The following is a 15,692-nucleotide window of genomic DNA, read 5'->3' as shown; positions in this document are numbered from 1 at the left end:
GGCGGATCGCCATGTCCCTGGCGCGGGGTTCGCCGGAGCCGACAACGTTGCCGGCTCCGATCGAATCGGGTTTACCTTGCGCCGATAGCGAAGCTACTTGACGATCGTGAATCCCTGCTCGACGAAAATAGGCTTGGCGGCCTTGCTCTTCAGGAAGGCGAGAAACTTCTCCGGCTTCTCTCCCGTGGCCGTCGTGGTCAGGGCGATCGGATAGACGATTGGCGGATGCGCGTTGGCGGGGAAGGTCGCGACGGTCTTCACCTTGGGCTCGGATTTCGCGTCGGTCAGATAGACGACGCCGAGCGGCGCCTCCTCGCGCGCGACGAACATCAACGCGGCGCGCACATTGTCCGTGAAGGCGAAATGGGGCTCGATCGTCGCCCAGAGATCGAGCTTTTCCAGCGCGGCTTTGGCGTATTTGCCGACCGGCACGGAAGCCGGATCGCCCGTCGCGACCTTGCCCGAGCCGATAGCCGCCGCGAAGGCCTCCTTGGTGAAAGCGAGCTTGCCGGTCTTCGACGATTGAGGCGCGACGACGACGAGAGAATTGCCGAGCAGATCCGAGCGCGTCTCGGCCTTGATGAGGCTTTTCGCGGCGAGATAGTCCATCGACGCCTGGTCGGCGGAGAAGAAGACGTCCGCCGGCGCGCCGGCCTCGATCTGCTTGGCGAGCGCCATGGAGCCGGCATAGCTGATCTTCGTTTCGATCCCCGTCTTCGCCTTGAAGGCCGCCGCCGCCGCATCGAGCGCGTTTTTGAGGCTGGCCGCCGCAAAGACGGTGACGGTCTGGTCCGACGCCGTCGCGGCGGGCGGGGCGGCCGGCGCCTCGGCGCGGAGCGGCGGCGGCGCGAGGGCGAGCGCCAGGGCCAGGGCGACGCCGAAAAATCTGAACATGGCGGTTTTCCTCGATCAGGGCGGCGACGCGAGCCGCCGGCTGAAGCGGCATGCCTCAGCTTGCACGTATATGCATAATTTACGACATTGTTCGAGTCATGCGTAAAATTCACGCATATGACGCGGAATCAGGGCGGCGCCTTGCCGTGTCGCCTACCTTTTCCTCTATTTTCGGCGGAGCCGCCTTCCAGAATGTGTGATTACATGCAAAAATTACGGAACTCCGGAACAGAAGGGCGGGCGGATGTCCGAATATTTCACGACCAAGGAACTGGCGGCCTTGCTGCGGGTGAAGGAGCGCAAGGTCTACGACCTGGTCTCCGGCAAGGCGCTTCCGGTGCGGCGCGTGACGGGCAAGCTGCTCTTTCCCAGGAAGGAAATCGAGGAATGGATCGCCGCGAGCGGCGGCGCGCTGCAGCAGGCGGCGAAGGCGGCGCCGGCGGAGATGGGACCGACGCCGCTCGTCATGGCGGGGGGGCACGACCCGCTTCTGGAATGGGCGTTGCGGGAATCGCGTTCCGGCGTCGCGGCCTTGCTCGACGGCGCGCTCGACGGGCTGGCGCGGTTCGAGGCGCGGGCCTGCCTCGCCGCCGGACTTCACATCCCCTCCGGGAACGCCACGGAATGGAACGTCGAGGCGGTGCGGCGCGATTTCGGACAGGAGCCGGTCGTGCTGATCGAATGGGCCAAGCGCAGGCGCGGCCTCATGTGCCGGCCGTCATCCTCCACCACGATCAAGGATCTCGCGGATATCGGACAGCTTAGGTTTCAATCCCGCCAGCCCGAGGCGGGAAGCGAGCTGGTGCTCGCCGCGCTGCTCTCGCAGGCGGGGCTGCGGAAATCCGATCTCCACATCGTCGATTCGATCGAGCGGACCGAAACGGATCTCGCAATGGCGATCGCCAACGGCCGCGCCGATGTCGGGCTGGGGATCGAGGCGGTCGCCCGGCAATGCGGGCTCGCCTTCGCGCCGCTCATCGTGGAGCGCTTCGACCTCCTCGTCTGGCGAAAGGCCTATTTCGATCCGCCCTTCCAAACCTTCATCAGATTTTGCGCCGGCGCCGCCTTCCGCGCCCGCGCGGAGACGCTGGGCGGCTATGATTGCGAAAATCTCGGCGCCGTACATTTCAACGGGCCGTGAGATATGGCTCCCTCCCCTACCCGGCCAATTCGTCCGACCAGCGTTCGGAGCGAAAGGCCCGGGCGATCGCCTCCGCGCGCGCCTGCCGAGTCGCCTCCAAATCGGCTTTTGCATCGACGCCGGCGCATGCCGCAAGGGCAGTCTCCAGCATAGCGGCCTTTGGATAGACTTGCCCCGAGCGTCCTTCATGCGCGCGGAAATCGCAGGCGCACACCATCATCAATGAACGAAAGCGCGCCGGCGCGTCGAAGGCGCCGAGCCGTTCGAGCATCGCCCCGACGGGACCGGCGCGCATTTTCGATACGCGATGGACCCGCTCGCATTCCGCGAGCGCCAACAGGGCCAGGTCGCGACATTCCTCCAAGACGCCGAATCGCGCCGCGATCGCTTCGACGCGCGGTCCCCCGCGCTCGATATGTCGGTAATGCGCCGGCAGATGTTCGCGCGGCGAGTCCGACTTGCCGACATTCATCACGAGAAGCGCGAAACGGACGGCGAGCGGCGCGCCGCTTGCGGCCGCCTCGTCGAGCGCCTTTATGAGATGCGCGCCGAGATCGACGTCGTTCTGCCCCTCGGCGATCTGCGGCACGCCGAAAAGCAAATCGACCTCGGGCAGAACCGCGAAGAGCGCGCCGCACGCCCGCAGCGTCGCGATCATTCTGGACGGCGCGCCGCCCGTCAGGCCGCGAGCGAGTTCCGCCCATATCCGCCGGGGCGCGGCGTCGGCGAGCGCGCCGGCCGCAACTTGCCGGGACATGAGCGCCAAGGCGTCGGCGTCTCCGTCCTGGTCCGGCGCCTCCGCGAGAAGCGCGGCCATGCGCAGGAGGCCGAGGCCGGGATGGGTTTGCCCGAAGTCGGGCGGCGGGGAGTCGAGAGCCATTGCGCGAGCCGGATATTGCCTGAGCGATCCAGCCTGCTAGCAAAGCGCTTGCCGCGGCGGGAGGCCGCGCGTCCCGCTCTTGCCGCCGGTTCTGGCCCTGCCCATGTCACATGCGGGGATGGTTTTAAGCTTGGGAGCCTCTGCTATGAGTTCCTTTGGGCTTCTGCGCAGCGCGCGCATCGTTCTCATCGTCCTGACCGGACTCGCCGCCGGGATCTCGTGGGGCGCGCTGGAACAAAGCGCCCAGACGAAAGAGTGGCTACGGCCGGGGCCAATCGGATGAGCGCGCGGTCGCGGTCAACCCTGAGACTGACAATGTGAAAAGCCCGGCGAAAGGCCGGGCTTTTCGTTGCGGTTCGGAACCCTGATCAGTAGCGCGCAAGCACCGGCGCGGTGGAGCCGCCGCCAAACAAGTTGAAGTGCCAGTTCACGCCCGCGCGCACCGTATGGAAGCGGGTGTGATTGTTGACGTTGTTGAGACCAAAGCCCGGATTCCACCACAAGTTCTGGTTGGCGCCGCTGATGTCCGTGTAGAGATATTCCACTTTGGCCGACCAGTTGGGCATGAACATCCACTCGGCGCCGCCGCCAGCGGTCCAGCCCGTTTGAACCGCGCTGTTCTGGTTCCACCAGAAGTTCCGCTGAACCTCGCCATAGGCGAAGCCGCCGGTTCCGTAGAGCAGCACGCTCGACCAGCCCGGGAAGGTGACGCCGAGACGTCCGCGAACGGTGCCGAACCAGTTGATGCGCGCGAGATCGACGCCCCCGCCCCACCAGTTTCCGCCGCCGCCGCCGCCAATGCTGGTCCCTTGGAAGTCGGTCTCGGCGCCGATCACGAGCCAGGGCGAGAACTGGAAATTATAGCCGATTTGGCCGCCGCCCACGACGCCGCCCGACCCGCCGCCGCCATTGTTTCCGCCCCAACCCCAGACCGGAAACGCGCCGCCCGGGAAGAGGGCCGGATTCGCCCAGAGCAAGGCGTTGTTCCAGACATTGGAGGACGAACGGTCCTGCCAGCCGCCGCCGAGATTGAGACCCACATAGAAGCCGTTCCAGGTCAGCACCGGCGGCGGGGGAGCGACAGGCGGCGGCTCCTTGCGCGAGGGAAGATCCGCGGCCTGCGCCGAGCCGGCGGCGAGAGCCGCCGCCAGGGCGATCGAGGAAAGAGATGTCCTCATGTCCAAATCCTTATGGTCAAGTTGTTCCGATACCCGCTTCAGTCTTGTGGGCAGACATGCGTCGAAGCAGCCCACAAGCAGACACATCTGTCCCGAGTCGATGGAGGAACGCAACATAACGAAAGACAAACTGATCACAAATACTAATCGTGTTGTACATATAGCACGACTAAAACATAACAATATTGACTGTGTCTTGGCATTTTAAATCATAAGCTAAACAATATGTTCGGCATAACCTTGAGCATAGTACAATGCCAAGGTCTCACCGTGAGCGGGTGGGAACGCAGAAGGTAAAGAAACAGGCCTTACGCTCTCCGCTTCTACGAAGTCAGCGCTTCTCCCGCGCGTCGTCGCGCGCTCGAACCCAGCGGGCGCCGGAGCCTTCTCGACGTTGGAGAGCGGCCGTGAGTGACGAGCCAAAGGCGACCGATCTGAGGCGACGCCCTGCGAAGCAGCATAGCTGCCCGACGCCCCCTCGCCAGCTCCGGCTAAGCAAATCCCACAATAGATCAATACGCTAACATCTGTTATCGGTATAAAAAGACAGAGATACGCCAAGCGCGACGGCCTGCATAAAACAAGCCCCGGGTCTTTGTCATAATCAGCGTAGCCGGCTGCAGCGGTCCGCTTTTCTCGTGGAAAGGGCCGACAATGCCTACCAATCCAGCCTGGCGCTACTTCGAGCAAGACAAAATCCTTCAGCAGTTGATCAAAGACGGAGCGCCGATCACGGTCGAGAATTACATTTCGGCTGTTTGGCGCTCAGAGCTTCCCGATAGCCTGACTCCCGAAAACGCGGCCTTCCTGGCCGAACTGTCCGAATTCGAGGAAACGCAGCGCAGCTACGCCTAAAGGCGCTCGGCCAGGCTTCCAGGAGCGCGCGCTCGGCGGCGACGCAGCTTGAAGCCGGCGCGCGCGGCGGTCATGCGCATCGGTTTGAAGAAATAGCGAGCGAGAGGCGCTCGCATGGCCAAGCCTCAAGATCAGCCTTGCCGATCGTAGCTTGCGCGCGCATAGAGCGAGAGGACGGCCGCCGAGTGACGCCCCCCGACGCCCTCATTGGGCCATCGCTTCAGCTTGCGGGGCTCTTCGGCATCTGCTTGAGAGAGATGTTGCGGTCCCCGGCCTTATATTTGACCGAACTCTCCGTTCGGCCCAGCTTTTCGCTAATTTCGCCGGCCGGCATCCGGTCAGCCGCAAGCCGCTTAAGCTCCTCAAGCTCCTGCCCGCTCCATTCTCCGCTGTTGTTCGGCAGAGGCTCTAAGACGTTTCGTAACGCCTCGATCGCGCGTTCGACGACGGCGTTTTCCTCTTCAAAAAAAGCCGCCTCTTCCCGCTCGAGTTCGTCGGAAGGTTCGGGACCGCAGAGCTCTTGCCTGATGTCGCAGAGCCTCTCACTGCGGCGCTTCAGGCTTCTGAGAAGAATTTCAGCGTCGGTTCGGCTCAGAGCGAGCGTAATTTGTTGTTCCATGGCGCTCTCCAGGTGCTGCCTATTGTCCATATGGATCACACCCAAGATCAGGGGAACGCTCAGTTCGCTTCCGCATGAGGGCGCGCGCTCATTTTTCGCCGCGCTCGCCTCGTTTGGCTCGATTGTCAGGCGCAGGCCGCCCCGCCCCCCAGAATGACCCTCGGTTAAAGCGAGGGTCATTTCTCGTCTTCGTCGAGCTTCCTAAGCGCGGCCTTCGCCCGCCCCCGCGCATCGCAGACATCCTTCGCGGCGAACCAGGATTCGCTCTCACGCTCAACCGTGCGGACAAGCTTTGAGTTTTCGAACAGAAACCGCGTGACCTTCATGCCTCCATCGGCGCCGGCCTGATAGGGCGGGTAGCGCATAGCGTCGCAAAGCGGCGCCGCGCCAATGAAGCCTGCGACATCCGCGCGCATGGCAAGCTGCCGCATATGCAATGGCGCCCGCACGCATTATGCTGGCGTCGACAACATTCCTCCCGAACCTTGGCCCGGCCTTTGCCGGGCTTTTTTCGTCATAGCAACAGATGCATTTGCGGTAAGCATGCGGCCATCCAGCGCATGAGCCGCAGCGCCGAGCAGCGTCTTTCCTGAGAGGCGGCGGTGAACGCCCGCTACGACTGCGCCGCGATCTCACCTTGATGCGTTACCGGCAATCCCGCTGCGTCTGGCCCGGGCAATTCGCGGCTCTATAACACCGTGCCGGGCTAACACCATGCCGGGGCGAGTCTGCGAGAGGGAGGATTGCGTATGGTTAAGTCTAAACTCGCCGGAATGGTGATCAGCGCGTCATTGCTCTTTGGCTATGAGCCAATCGTGGCGGCAGCTCCTACGTTTGCGTCTCCGATCGCAGTCGAAATTTCCAATGCTGACGGGCTGGTCGCCCAAGCTTCGATTGGCCGCCCCCTTACAAATCGCGAGTTGAGGCGTCAACATCGCGCCGAGTATCGCCGATTGCGTCGGGAGCATCTCGCCGAGCGTCACGAACTGCGTCGGTCCCAGCGATTTGAGCGTCGATTCGGCCGCGCCGCGCCAAGACAGCGATCTATTCGCCAAGGCGTTTATTAGGGAGGCTAGGCCCTGTGGGCGGATTGAGGAACTGATCGCGCCGCCCGAAGTAATTGCGGCCTGAGCGCAAGCCAGAGCGCCCAGGCCGAGATGTTCGCCAACGGTTTGCGCTATAACGCGCCAAGCCTGGACTGGTGACGCGGCGCCATGTTGCACTCATGTCATGGAGTCGCCGAGGCTGTTTGGGAATCGTTGGAGATCAACGATTGCAGGCCGATGCCCATGAAACAAGGTCGGCGTGAGCCCCGATAACGGCAAAAATATCAAGAAAATCACGTGGCTGGGGGACCTGGATTCGAACCAAGATTAACGGAGTCAGAGTCCGCTGTTCTACCGTTGAACTATCCCCCAACGGGCCGGCGGCGCGTCGCCGCGGCGGCGGGACGTGATCTAGAGAGAGCGGAGCGCGCTGTCAACCGCCTCGCCGCGCATCGAATCCTTCCGCTGCGCGCAAGGCCCCGCTCGCGGCCGTTCGCGCGCCACTTGCGGGCGCGTCCGCAATCCTGCATGTAAGACGTTTAACGCGAATGGGATCGCGCGAGCGGCGAAAACGCGGCGGATATCGCGGGAGCACGAACTTGGCAGGGACCGATCGGCCCCCACATTCGGGGCCAGGTCTGGAGACAATGACGGCGGCCGGGCGCGCAGCGGGCGCTCGGGCCGCCATAGCGGCGGGAGCGGCGGGCTCGGCCGGACACGCCTCCTATGGAAACGGGCACACTTACGCCGCGCTCGACCTCGGCACGAATAATTGCCGCCTGCTCATCGCCCGGCCGGAGCGGCGCGCCCGCCGGCGCAATTCGGATTTCCTGCGCATCGTCGACGCCTTCTCACGAATCGTGCGGCTCGGCGAAGGGCTCGGCCGCGCCGGCCGCATCAGCGAGGCCGCGATCGAGCGCACCATCGCGGCGCTGGAAATCTGCCGCGACAAGATGGAGGCGCGCGGCGTCACCCGCGCCCGACTCGTCGCCACCCAGGCATGCCGCGGCGCCGCCAATGGCGAGGAGTTCGTCGGCCGCGTCCGCGAACGCACCGGCCTGGAGCTGGAGGTCATCGACCGCGAGACCGAGGCCCGCTTCGCCGCGCGCGGTTGCGGATCGCTCGCCGATCCGCAGGCGGCGAGCGTGCTGCTCTTCGACATTGGCGGCGGCTCCACCGAGCTCGTCTGGCTCACGCGCGCGGCGGACGCCCGCGAGCTCCATAGCTGGACCTCGCTGGAGCTCGGAGTCGTTACCCTCGCCGAGCATTTCGGCGGCCGCGTGGTGGACGCCAAGACCTTCGCCGCGATGAAGCAACACGCTCTCGACGCGCTCGAGGGCTTCGTGAAGGAGACGGCGGAAATCCGCCGCTGCTCGCGATTCCACCTCCTCGGCACTTCCGGCACCGTCACGACTCTTGCGGGCGTGCATCTTGGACTTGAGCGCTACGACCGCTGGCGGGTCGACGGGCTATGGATGACGGACGCCGAGGCCACAAAGGCGATCGAGCGGCTGCGCGGCATGGATTTCGAGGCGCGCGTCGCCAATGGCTGCATCGGACCGCAGCGCGCCGACCTCGTCCTGGCGGGCTGCGCCATTTTCGAGGCGATCCGCGAGACCTTCCCCGCCGCCCGCACCCGAATCGCGGACCGCGGCCTGCGCGAGGGCATGCTGCTGGAGCTGATGGAGGCGGACGGGGTCTTCAACGGCGCATAAGGCGCGACGTTCGACTCGAGCCCCGCGCAGTTCGCCTGCGAGGCGGACGGCGTGCTTGCGGCGCTACGAATCCGATTCGCGCTTTGCAACCGCCGCCTCGGCTTCTTCTCCTGCATGGCCGGATCCCGGGGGGAGCTCGTCAGCTTGGGGGGCGCTGGCGGCGCCATCGAGATCGGGTCGGCCAAGCCCATCGGGGAGGGCCTTGAGGCGATCGAGGCTTTCACCCGCTAGTCGTTCGCACCTCGACGCCAACTGGTCCCGCTCCGATGCGAGTTGCTCACATTGCGCGGCAAGCCGCTGGCGCTCCTCGCGCTCAACGGCGTATTGCGCGCCCAGTTGTGACAGCCCGCCAGAGCGGTCCGACAATTGTGCAAGCGCGACATCCCGTTGATTGATCGCGTCCTGCAGCTGTCCGGAATAGCTGTCGCGCTCCGCCGTTAACTGGCTGCATTCGTCGAGGAGGCGCTGCCGTTCGATTGCGATCTCATCGACTTGCGCCGCCAAAGCCTCCCGCTCGGTCGCGCATGAATTCAGTTTCGCGCGCAGCTCCGCAATCTCAGCTTCATTCGACTGCTTTTGACTCAGCAATGAAAATATTATGTCGCCTTTCCGGGCCACAACAGGCTTGTGATCATGTATGATTACTTTATAATCGCCCTTATGTTTCGATAATTTAGCCTTCCAATTGCTTCCATAGATAAATTCACAACATCCTTCCGGGTTTATCGGAAAAAATACATCGATTCCAAAGAATTTTTTCTTGACGAGCGGAAAAAGCAACTCCTTTTCTACAAAAATATGTAGACCCTCATCGGAGGGACGGGCCCCGAAATTCCAACGGTCGATGATCCACGGCAAGTCTTCAAAATTTTCGTAAAGATAAAAATCCACATATGTATTTACGCCATCAATCACACGAGTCGCTTGCAAAAAGAATTTCGTCTCATTAGGAAAAGCGCCCATCTGAACATCAAAACCGGCGCCTCTTACTAATTCAATGACGGCTTCTCTAAACCGAACATTGACGTAGAAGTCGACGTCATCGTCATTCCTGATAATATCTCCGTCGCGCGTTAATCCAAGCAGCGTTCCAAAGAACGGAAAAGGCGCAACCGCTTTCAGGGCCTCATTGACAACAATAAAGTTCTCTCGGTTGAATTTCCGTCGCACCGGGTTAAACATGATATTCGCCCTTGAGGACCATTCGCGCAATCTCAGGGTCTTCCGCTCCATAAGGAGCAAGCCCTTTCCCAACGCAGAAGAATTCCGACTGCATGCGGAAATCCTCGCACTTAGCCAGGAAAAGCTGAGGATCGATAAATCGACGGTAATGAGCCTTCTCTACCTTGAAAAGACTTGCATCTTCCGCCGTCCTGAATTCCACGCACAATCGAGCGCCGCTTCCAATGACGGGCGCAACCGAGGCGAGAAACGCATGCTCTGATCGTTCCGAAATGGCGTGCAGAAAAAAGCGCGCGTAGATCAGGGTTTGGGCGGGGTCAAATTGACGCGAGACAAGTATGTCTCTGAGATTTTCCCGACCGACGTCGAGCATATGAAAGCTGCATTTGCCAGCAGACATATGTCTCCTGTTTTCACATATTCGGATTGCTGTCGCGGAAGCGTCGACGCCGAGCACCTCGAATCCTGACGAGGCGAAAAAAAATGAATCTCGGCCATTGCCGCAGCCGACATCCACGATGTTTTTGCGATCCGGAAAACGAGACGCGATGAACCGCGCAAATTGGCTCGGTTCCGCATTCGCAGGGCGCTTCGAGTAGTAGTCTTCCCAATACTCTATTGCCGCCAAGGGTTTGTCGTCCCCGACGCATGTGGAATGAGAGAAATTATTCTGTATCTTTTTGGGTATTGCCACCGGCTTCCGATTCATTGCGCGGATGTTTCCGATCTTAAAACAGGTATACGGCTCAATCCGACGAAGATAGTCCGTATTTCTATCTCACGTAAACCCTCCCTAATTCAAATATGTCCATCGGCGGCTTTCCGCTCGACTGGCGCCGCTGCAACCGTCACAATGCCCATACGTGATTCGTCAAGCTTTTGACGCCCCGACCCCCAGCGCCCGCGCCCCGATGACCGACGAATTGAACGAACCCCTCGGAAGCGAGACGCCGAGGCCCGCCGCAAGACAAGCTTTCCGCCGGCCGTTCATCCTTGCCGCCGGTGCGCTCGCCGCGGCGGGGGCGGCCGCGCTTTATTTGGCGCCGCGCGATCCTTTCGGCGGCGAACCCTACGCCGTCGCGACGATTGAGCCGGCGAGGCCCCCGGAGCCCGCCCCCGTTCCGCCGCCCCAGCAGCAGACGCTCGCCGCGGCGGATCAAGGCCTCCCCGGCGCCGATATCGGCGTCAGCGAGATCGAGCAGCTCTCCGGCGTGAAGGTGACGCGCCGCGGCGGGGAGGGCTCCGCCGCCCGCATCATCCGCATCGACCCGCCCTCGGGCGTGAAGCTCGCGCCGGCGCCCGACCGCCGCGTGGTCGAGAAGGGCCGCTACGGCCTGCTGCCGAGGATCGGCGCCGACGGCGCGCGGCCGATGGACGTCTATTCCCGCCCCTTCGTCACCGGGCCGACGATCAAGCCCGGCGCGCCGCGCATCGCGCTCGTCGTCGGCGGCGTGGGGCTCAATCCGCAATCCTCGCTCGACGCCGTCGACCAGCTCCCCGAAGGCGTGACGCTCGCCTTCGCGCCCTATGGAGCGGATCTCGACCGGCTCGTCGCGCAAGCGCGGGCTCGCGGGCATGAGGCGCTGCTGCAGGCGCCGATGGAGCCCTTCGACTATCCACAGAACAATCCAGGCCCGCATACGCTCGTCACCGGCGCTCAGGACGGCGGCGTCGACGATCTGCAATGGCTGATGAGCCGCTTCACGGGTTATTCCGGCGTGATGAATTATCTCGGCGGGCGCTTCATGGCGGATGAGTCGGGAATGTATGGCGCCTTGGGCGAGATCGCGCAGCGCGGGCTCTTTTTCCTCGACGACGGCGCCTCGCCGCAGTCGCTCGCCGGCAAGCTGGCGCCGAAGCTTTCCCTGCCGCACGGCAAGGTCGACGTGATCATCGACCAGCGCAATACGCCGCAATCCATCGACGCGGCGCTGGCGCAGCTCGAGACGCTCGCGCGCGATAAGGGAGTGGCCATCGGCTTCGCCAACGCCACGCCCGCGACAATCGCGCGCATCGCGCGTTTCGCGCGCGATCTGGAGCGGCGCGGCTTCGCGCTTGCGCCGGTCTCCTCGGCGCTGGCGCCGCGCGGCTCGACCGCGGCGGATGCGGGGCGCGGCCGATGATCATGCCCGACAGCCGCTACCGCCCCTGCGTCGGCGTCGCGCTCATCAATGCGCAGGGCCTCGTCTTTGTCGGCCGCCGCAAATCGAAAGGCGATTTCGACCTCGTCTCGGACCCGCATCTGTGGCAGATGCCGCAAGGCGGCATAGACGAAGGCGAGACGCCTTTCGAGGCCGCGCTGCGCGAGCTTTACGAGGAAACGAACGTCAAGAGCGTGGAATTCCTCGCCGAGGCGCCGCTCTGGCTCTCCTACGACCTGCCGCCCGAGGCCAAGAAACGCTGGAGCGGGAAATATGTCGGCCAGACGCAACGCTGGTTCGCTCTGCGTTTTCTCGGCAAGGACAGCGAGATCGACATCCACGCGCCGGCCGGCGGCAGGCACAAGCCGGAATTCGACGATTGGCGCTGGGAAAAGCTTTCGAAGCTTCCCGACCTGATCGTGCCGTTCAAGCGACAGGTTTATCTGGATGTGGCGGCGGCGTTTGCGCCGTTCGCCGCGTAGCGCGCGCCTTTGTTGCGAGGAGCGAAGCGACAAGGCGATCCAGAGCCATATCGCTGCCCCTGGATTGCTTCGTCGCTTCGCTCCTTGCAATGACGTCGCGAGCGATCAGGCGGAAACCGGATCACTTCGCGCACAAAGTTGCCCGCCATTTCGCGATCAGCGCATTTAAATAGACGCGGGCCCGGGGAGGCCCCCGTGAGACGGCGGCGGTCAACTGGGCGTCGATGCGGGCCGCGCAAGGCTTCAATCGTTCAAGGCGGGAAAGCCATTTCTCGAAAGCGCCGCGCTCGGGCAGGAACCCGTTAGGGAGCATGTTCCAGGATCGCGATGCAGCCGGGAATGGAAAACGACCGACTCGCAAGATAGCCGACCAGCGGCGCCGGGTGACGGGCGTCGGACGGCCGGGCGGCGTCATGAGGGTAGCGCAGATAGTCGATGTCGTGCAGCCTGCCGATCTGAAAATAGAGCTCGGCCCGGTCGGCGTCATCGAATCGCATCGCGACGCTCCGCATCGCCTCGCCAGCCATTTCCTGATGTTCGATCCAGTAATCCAGGTGGCAGCGGCCGACGCAATGGGCCCTTACGGCGGGACAATCCCTCTTGGCGGCGACGCATCCATTCCGGTCCAGAAAAACAGGCTCCCGCTCCCAATACGCCAAGGCGTCCTGGAACATTCGCGCATCGAGCGGAGCGTCGAGCGGACAATCGCCGTTGGCGAGCAATCGAGACAGCTCCCCGTGCAGCTTCTTCCCGAGCGTTCGAGCAGGCGTGGACATCTGCGTCGCTCCCGACAGAATTCAAAACCGAAAGAAATAACCGAATATCGCAAATCGCGCGGGGCCTTGCCCGCATGGAGCCCCGTTGCGCCTTTCGCTACGCCCCCCTGACCAATCTCGCCGCGAAAAACCCGTCTATCCCCGCAAGCCGCGCATCCTCATTCGGCCAGAAACAGGGCAGCGTGCGCAGATCGCCGTCGCGGTTGACGAACTCCGCCGGAACGCCCTCCGCCGCCGTCACCGGCTCGCGGCGGAAATCGGGGTTGCGGCGCAGGAAGGCGGCGATCTGCTGCTCGCCTTCTTCCGGCTCCAGCGAGCAGGTGCAGTAGACGATGCGCCCGCCCGCTTTCGTCAGCAGCGCGGCGCGGGCGAGCATCCTGGCCTGCAGCGCGGCGAGCGTTTCGATGTCGCCGGGCTTCTTGGTCCAGGGCACGTCGGGGTGGCGGCGCGCCGTGCCCGTCGCGGAGCATGGCGCGTCGATGAGAATGGCGTCGAAGGGCTGCGCCTGATAGCCGGTGGCGTCGCCCACCGCGACGTCGGCGCGCAAATCGAGGCGAGAGAGATTTGCGGCGAGAAGCTTCAGGCGCTCGGCGGAGCGATCGAGCGCCACGACATGGGCGCGCGTGAGCGCGAGCTGCGCGGTCTTGCCGCCCGGCGCCGCGCACATGTCGAGCACGCGCTCATCGGGCTTCGTCGCGAGGAGTCGCGCGGGCAGCGCCGCGGCGGCGTCCTGCACCCACCATTCGCCGTCCTTATATCCCGGCAACTCCGTCACCGGCGCGCGCGACCTGACGCGCACCGATTCCGTCGGCAGGACAAGGCCGTCAAGCTTTTCCGCCCAGTCCCGCGCATCGGACTTCACCGAAACGTCGAGCGGCGGCTCCCGCATATGCATGGCGACAATGGCGCGCGCGGCCTCGTCGCCATAGGCCTTGCGCCAGCGCTGGGCGAGCCAGGGCGGCGCGTCATATTCGCCGCTTGCGGCGATCTCCAGGAATTCGTCGCGCCGCCGCGCAAGGTTGCGCAGCACGCCGTTGACCATGCCGGAATAGGCGCCGGTCTTGGGTTCGAGCTTGGCGGCGCGCACGGCGAGGTCGATCGCCGCGTGATCCGCCGCGTCGAGAAAAAGCAATTGCGCGGCGGCGGCGGCGAGCGTGTATTCGAGCCGGCCGGCCTGGCGCGGCAGGCCCTTTTCGAGAAGCTCGCCCAAAGCGTGGCGGATGAGGCCGAGCCGGCGCAGCGCCACGGTGGCGATGGACCGCGTCAGCGCCACGTCGCGCGGATCGAGGCCGGTGAGCCGGTTCGGCACGGCTTGCGGAGAAAAACATTCATCGAGACGATGGCCGCCTTGCACCACGTCGCCGATGATGGCGGCGGCGGCGAGGCGCGCGGGAAGGCCCGGGATCCTGGCGGCCTCCGCCTCGCGCGCCGCCTCCGCGGGCACGAAGCCCTGCCTTGCGGATTGCCGCGCCGGTTTCGACCGCCCGGGAAATGATCTACTATCGCTCAAACGGCCGTCTCCACATGTCCCCGCATGACGCGAATCATAGCACAAGGGGATGCGCGGCGGCGAGGAAAGCTCCGGAAACAGCCATGTCCAAGGCCAAGGAAGCGGCGGAAGAAGTCAAGCCCGCTGAATCAAAGCGCAATTTATCTCCCGCGGCGATGCGCGCCTTAGCCGAGGCCGAGGCGCGCAAAATGGCGGCCGCGGCCGAGGCCCAGCCCGAGGAGCGCGGCGGCCGGGGCGGGCTCGATCCCACGCGCTACGGAGACTGGGAAGTGAAAGGGCTGGCGAGCGATTTTTAGCGCGCGCCGCCCCCGAGAGGATCGCGCGAGAGAGCGCCGCATCTAGCCGACGCCCTGCGCGCGTAGAAAGGCGACCATCCGCCCCCAGGCGTCATGGGCCTCCTTCTCGCGATAGCTCGGCCGGTAATCCGCGAAAAAACCGTGCGGCGCCTTGTCGTAGATGATGATATCGGCGGGGGCGCCGGCGGCGGCGAGCTTGTCCTTCATCGTCAGGATGAGATCATAGGGAATGCTCGGATCGTCTCCGCCATAGAGTCCGAGCGTCTGAACCTTGATTTCGAAGGCCACGTCGATCGGCCAGCGCGGCTGCTCCCGCGTGCGGGGGCCGTCGAGGCGGCCATACCAGGGGACGCAGGCGGCGAGGCGCGGATTATGCGCCGCGTAGAGCCAGGCGATGCGCCCGCCCCAGCAAAAGCCGACGATCGCCGCATGCGTGACGTCGCCGCCCCTGCCCTCGACGAAAGCCAGCGCCTCGTCGAAGACGCCCATGGTCTCGACATCCGGCGCCCTGGCGACGATGGCGCGGATCGCGTCAATGTCGGGGGCGGCCATCGGATCGCCATAACGAATGAGATAATCCGGCGCGACGGCGAAAAGCCCGAGCTTCGCCAGGCGCCGCACGACGTCGCGAATATGCTCATGCAGCCCGAAGATTTCCTGCGCCACCAGAACGACCGGCAGATTCCCGCCATGCTCCGGCCTTGCATAATAGGCGGGCGCGCCGCTCGGCAGCGCGACGAGCCCGGTCTCCAAACCCTCCGCATCGGTTCGGATCACATGGATCGCCACCGATCCGGCCGCGCCGGCGAAACCTTTGTCATTCCTGTCCTGCGTCATCGAGCCATCCTCTTCCGCGAGCAAATGCGCGCCTTTGCAGGTTGCGCGCGGCGAGGCGGCGCCGCAAGCGTCGGCGCCGCCTTTCGGGGCGCAAAACTTGGCCTTCTCATCAGCAACAAAAGGGCGTATATCGCGGCGCC

General features: G+C 64.1%; 16 protein-coding genes and 1 tRNA gene. 6 read left to right on the top strand and 11 right to left on the bottom strand.

Features of this window, described 5'->3' with window-relative positions:
- Positions 1 to 93 precede the first annotated feature (93 nt).
- The gene (modA, locus tag ACV7JP_RS12205) at positions 94 to 894 is read right to left on the bottom strand and encodes a molybdate ABC transporter substrate-binding protein (protein ID WP_457795947.1); all 801 of its coding nucleotides are present in this window, start codon (positions 892 to 894) and stop codon (positions 94 to 96) included.
- 244 nt (positions 895 to 1,138) lie between these two features.
- Between modA and ACV7JP_RS12200 the strand changes: the two genes are divergently transcribed.
- Positions 1,139 to 2,035: a substrate-binding domain-containing protein gene (locus ACV7JP_RS12200; protein WP_457795946.1), complete on the top strand. Its 897-nt coding sequence runs from the start codon at positions 1,139 to 1,141 to the stop codon at positions 2,033 to 2,035.
- Positions 2,036 to 2,051: 16 nt separating this feature from the next.
- Here ACV7JP_RS12200 and ACV7JP_RS12195 read toward each other — a convergent pair whose 3' ends face one another.
- Positions 2,052 to 2,915 (bottom strand): tRNA nucleotidyltransferase, encoded by an 864-nt coding sequence (locus tag ACV7JP_RS12195; protein WP_457795945.1) that lies wholly within the window; start codon positions 2,913 to 2,915, stop codon positions 2,052 to 2,054.
- Between the two features lie 368 nt (positions 2,916 to 3,283).
- Positions 3,284 to 4,093, bottom strand: a complete 810-nt coding sequence (locus tag ACV7JP_RS12190) for an outer membrane protein (protein ID WP_457795944.1) — start codon at positions 4,091 to 4,093, stop codon at positions 3,284 to 3,286.
- Positions 4,094 to 4,747: 654 nt separating this feature from the next.
- Between ACV7JP_RS12190 and ACV7JP_RS12185 the strand changes: the two genes are divergently transcribed.
- A complete protein-coding gene (locus ACV7JP_RS12185; protein WP_457795943.1) occupies positions 4,748 to 4,948 on the top strand; it encodes a hypothetical protein in 201 nt (66 codons plus the stop codon).
- Between the two features lie 220 nt (positions 4,949 to 5,168).
- Here the strand turns inward: ACV7JP_RS12185 and ACV7JP_RS12180 are convergent, their stop codons facing one another.
- The 3 genes from ACV7JP_RS12180 to ACV7JP_RS12170 all read right to left on the bottom strand — a co-directional run bounded on the left by ACV7JP_RS12180 (position 5,169) and on the right by ACV7JP_RS12170 (position 6,985).
- Positions 5,169 to 5,747, bottom strand: coding sequence for a hypothetical protein (locus ACV7JP_RS12180; protein ID WP_457795942.1), 579 nt, complete (start codon positions 5,745 to 5,747; stop codon positions 5,169 to 5,171).
- Positions 5,744 to 5,998: a hypothetical protein gene (locus tag ACV7JP_RS12175; RefSeq protein WP_457795941.1), complete on the bottom strand. Its 255-nt coding sequence runs from the start codon at positions 5,996 to 5,998 to the stop codon at positions 5,744 to 5,746. The genes ACV7JP_RS12180 and ACV7JP_RS12175 overlap by 4 nt, the downstream gene beginning before the upstream one ends.
- 913 nt (positions 5,999 to 6,911) lie before the next feature.
- A tRNA-Gln gene (locus ACV7JP_RS12170) sits at positions 6,912 to 6,985 on the bottom strand.
- Positions 6,986 to 7,260: 275 nt separating this feature from the next.
- Here ACV7JP_RS12170 and ACV7JP_RS12165 point away from each other — a divergent pair.
- Entirely contained in the window at positions 7,261 to 8,328 is a 1,068-nt protein-coding gene (locus tag ACV7JP_RS12165) for a Ppx/GppA phosphatase family protein (RefSeq protein ID WP_457795940.1), read from the top strand.
- Between the two features lie 63 nt (positions 8,329 to 8,391).
- Here the strand turns inward: ACV7JP_RS12165 and ACV7JP_RS12160 are convergent, their stop codons facing one another.
- Complete coding sequence (locus tag ACV7JP_RS12160; RefSeq protein ID WP_457795939.1) at positions 8,392 to 9,510, bottom strand: hypothetical protein; 1,119 nt, start codon at positions 9,508 to 9,510, stop codon at positions 8,392 to 8,394.
- The gene (locus ACV7JP_RS12155) at positions 9,503 to 10,219 is read right to left on the bottom strand and encodes a class I SAM-dependent methyltransferase (protein ID WP_457795938.1); all 717 of its coding nucleotides are present in this window, start codon (positions 10,217 to 10,219) and stop codon (positions 9,503 to 9,505) included. The genes ACV7JP_RS12160 and ACV7JP_RS12155 overlap by 8 nt, the downstream gene beginning before the upstream one ends.
- A 202-nt stretch (positions 10,220 to 10,421) precedes the next feature.
- Between ACV7JP_RS12155 and ACV7JP_RS12150 the strand changes: the two genes are divergently transcribed.
- Complete coding sequence (locus tag ACV7JP_RS12150; protein ID WP_457795937.1) at positions 10,422 to 11,633, top strand: divergent polysaccharide deacetylase family protein; 1,212 nt, start codon at positions 10,422 to 10,424, stop codon at positions 11,631 to 11,633.
- A complete protein-coding gene (locus tag ACV7JP_RS12145) occupies positions 11,630 to 12,133 on the top strand; it encodes an RNA pyrophosphohydrolase (protein ID WP_457795936.1) in 504 nt (167 codons plus the stop codon). Before ACV7JP_RS12150 ends, ACV7JP_RS12145 begins: the two co-directional genes overlap by 4 nt.
- A gap of 302 nt (positions 12,134 to 12,435) precedes the next feature.
- On the opposite strand, the gene ACV7JP_RS12140 is transcribed toward ACV7JP_RS12145, so the two are convergent.
- Positions 12,436 to 12,909 (bottom strand): hypothetical protein, encoded by a 474-nt coding sequence (locus tag ACV7JP_RS12140; protein ID WP_457795935.1) that lies wholly within the window; start codon positions 12,907 to 12,909, stop codon positions 12,436 to 12,438.
- Positions 12,910 to 13,006: 97 nt separating this feature from the next.
- Entirely contained in the window at positions 13,007 to 14,353 is a 1,347-nt protein-coding gene (locus tag ACV7JP_RS12135; protein ID WP_457795934.1) for an RsmB/NOP family class I SAM-dependent RNA methyltransferase, read from the bottom strand.
- Between the two features lie 149 nt (positions 14,354 to 14,502).
- Between ACV7JP_RS12135 and ACV7JP_RS12130 the strand changes: the two genes are divergently transcribed.
- Positions 14,503 to 14,715, top strand: a complete 213-nt coding sequence (locus ACV7JP_RS12130; RefSeq protein WP_457795933.1) for a DUF1674 domain-containing protein — start codon at positions 14,503 to 14,505, stop codon at positions 14,713 to 14,715.
- Between the two features lie 42 nt (positions 14,716 to 14,757).
- Here the strand turns inward: ACV7JP_RS12130 and ACV7JP_RS12125 are convergent, their stop codons facing one another.
- Positions 14,758 to 15,552, bottom strand: a complete 795-nt coding sequence (locus ACV7JP_RS12125) for a dienelactone hydrolase family protein (protein ID WP_457795932.1) — start codon at positions 15,550 to 15,552, stop codon at positions 14,758 to 14,760.
- Positions 15,553 to 15,692: the final 140 nt, after the last annotated feature.

Source organism: Methylocystis sp. S23 (assembly GCF_054106005.1).
This window is presented reverse-complemented; position numbering and strand designations above follow the sequence as displayed.

Coding starts and splice junctions, on each gene's coding strand:
- modA (WP_457795947.1), bottom strand. CDS start 894: ATGTTCAGATTTTTCGGCGTCGCCCTGGCCCTGGCGCTCGCCCTCGCG.
- ACV7JP_RS12200 (WP_457795946.1), top strand. CDS start 1,139: ATGTCCGAATATTTCACGACCAAGGAACTGGCGGCCTTGCTGCGGGTG.
- ACV7JP_RS12195 (WP_457795945.1), bottom strand. CDS start 2,915: ATGGCTCTCGACTCCCCGCCGCCCGACTTCGGGCAAACCCATCCCGGC.
- ACV7JP_RS12190 (WP_457795944.1), bottom strand. CDS start 4,093: ATGAGGACATCTCTTTCCTCGATCGCCCTGGCGGCGGCTCTCGCCGCC.
- ACV7JP_RS12185 (WP_457795943.1), top strand. CDS start 4,748: ATGCCTACCAATCCAGCCTGGCGCTACTTCGAGCAAGACAAAATCCTT.
- ACV7JP_RS12180 (WP_457795942.1), bottom strand. CDS start 5,747: ATGACCCTCGCTTTAACCGAGGGTCATTCTGGGGGGCGGGGCGGCCTG.
- ACV7JP_RS12175 (WP_457795941.1), bottom strand. CDS start 5,998: ATGCGGCAGCTTGCCATGCGCGCGGATGTCGCAGGCTTCATTGGCGCG.
- ACV7JP_RS12165 (WP_457795940.1), top strand. CDS start 7,261: ATGACGGCGGCCGGGCGCGCAGCGGGCGCTCGGGCCGCCATAGCGGCG.
- ACV7JP_RS12160 (WP_457795939.1), bottom strand. CDS start 9,510: ATGTTTAACCCGGTGCGACGGAAATTCAACCGAGAGAACTTTATTGTT.
- ACV7JP_RS12155 (WP_457795938.1), bottom strand. CDS start 10,219: ATGAATCGGAAGCCGGTGGCAATACCCAAAAAGATACAGAATAATTTC.
- ACV7JP_RS12150 (WP_457795937.1), top strand. CDS start 10,422: ATGACCGACGAATTGAACGAACCCCTCGGAAGCGAGACGCCGAGGCCC.
- ACV7JP_RS12145 (WP_457795936.1), top strand. CDS start 11,630: ATGATCATGCCCGACAGCCGCTACCGCCCCTGCGTCGGCGTCGCGCTC.
- ACV7JP_RS12140 (WP_457795935.1), bottom strand. CDS start 12,909: ATGTCCACGCCTGCTCGAACGCTCGGGAAGAAGCTGCACGGGGAGCTG.
- ACV7JP_RS12130 (WP_457795933.1), top strand. CDS start 14,503: ATGTCCAAGGCCAAGGAAGCGGCGGAAGAAGTCAAGCCCGCTGAATCA.
- ACV7JP_RS12125 (WP_457795932.1), bottom strand. CDS start 15,552: ATGACGCAGGACAGGAATGACAAAGGTTTCGCCGGCGCGGCCGGATCG.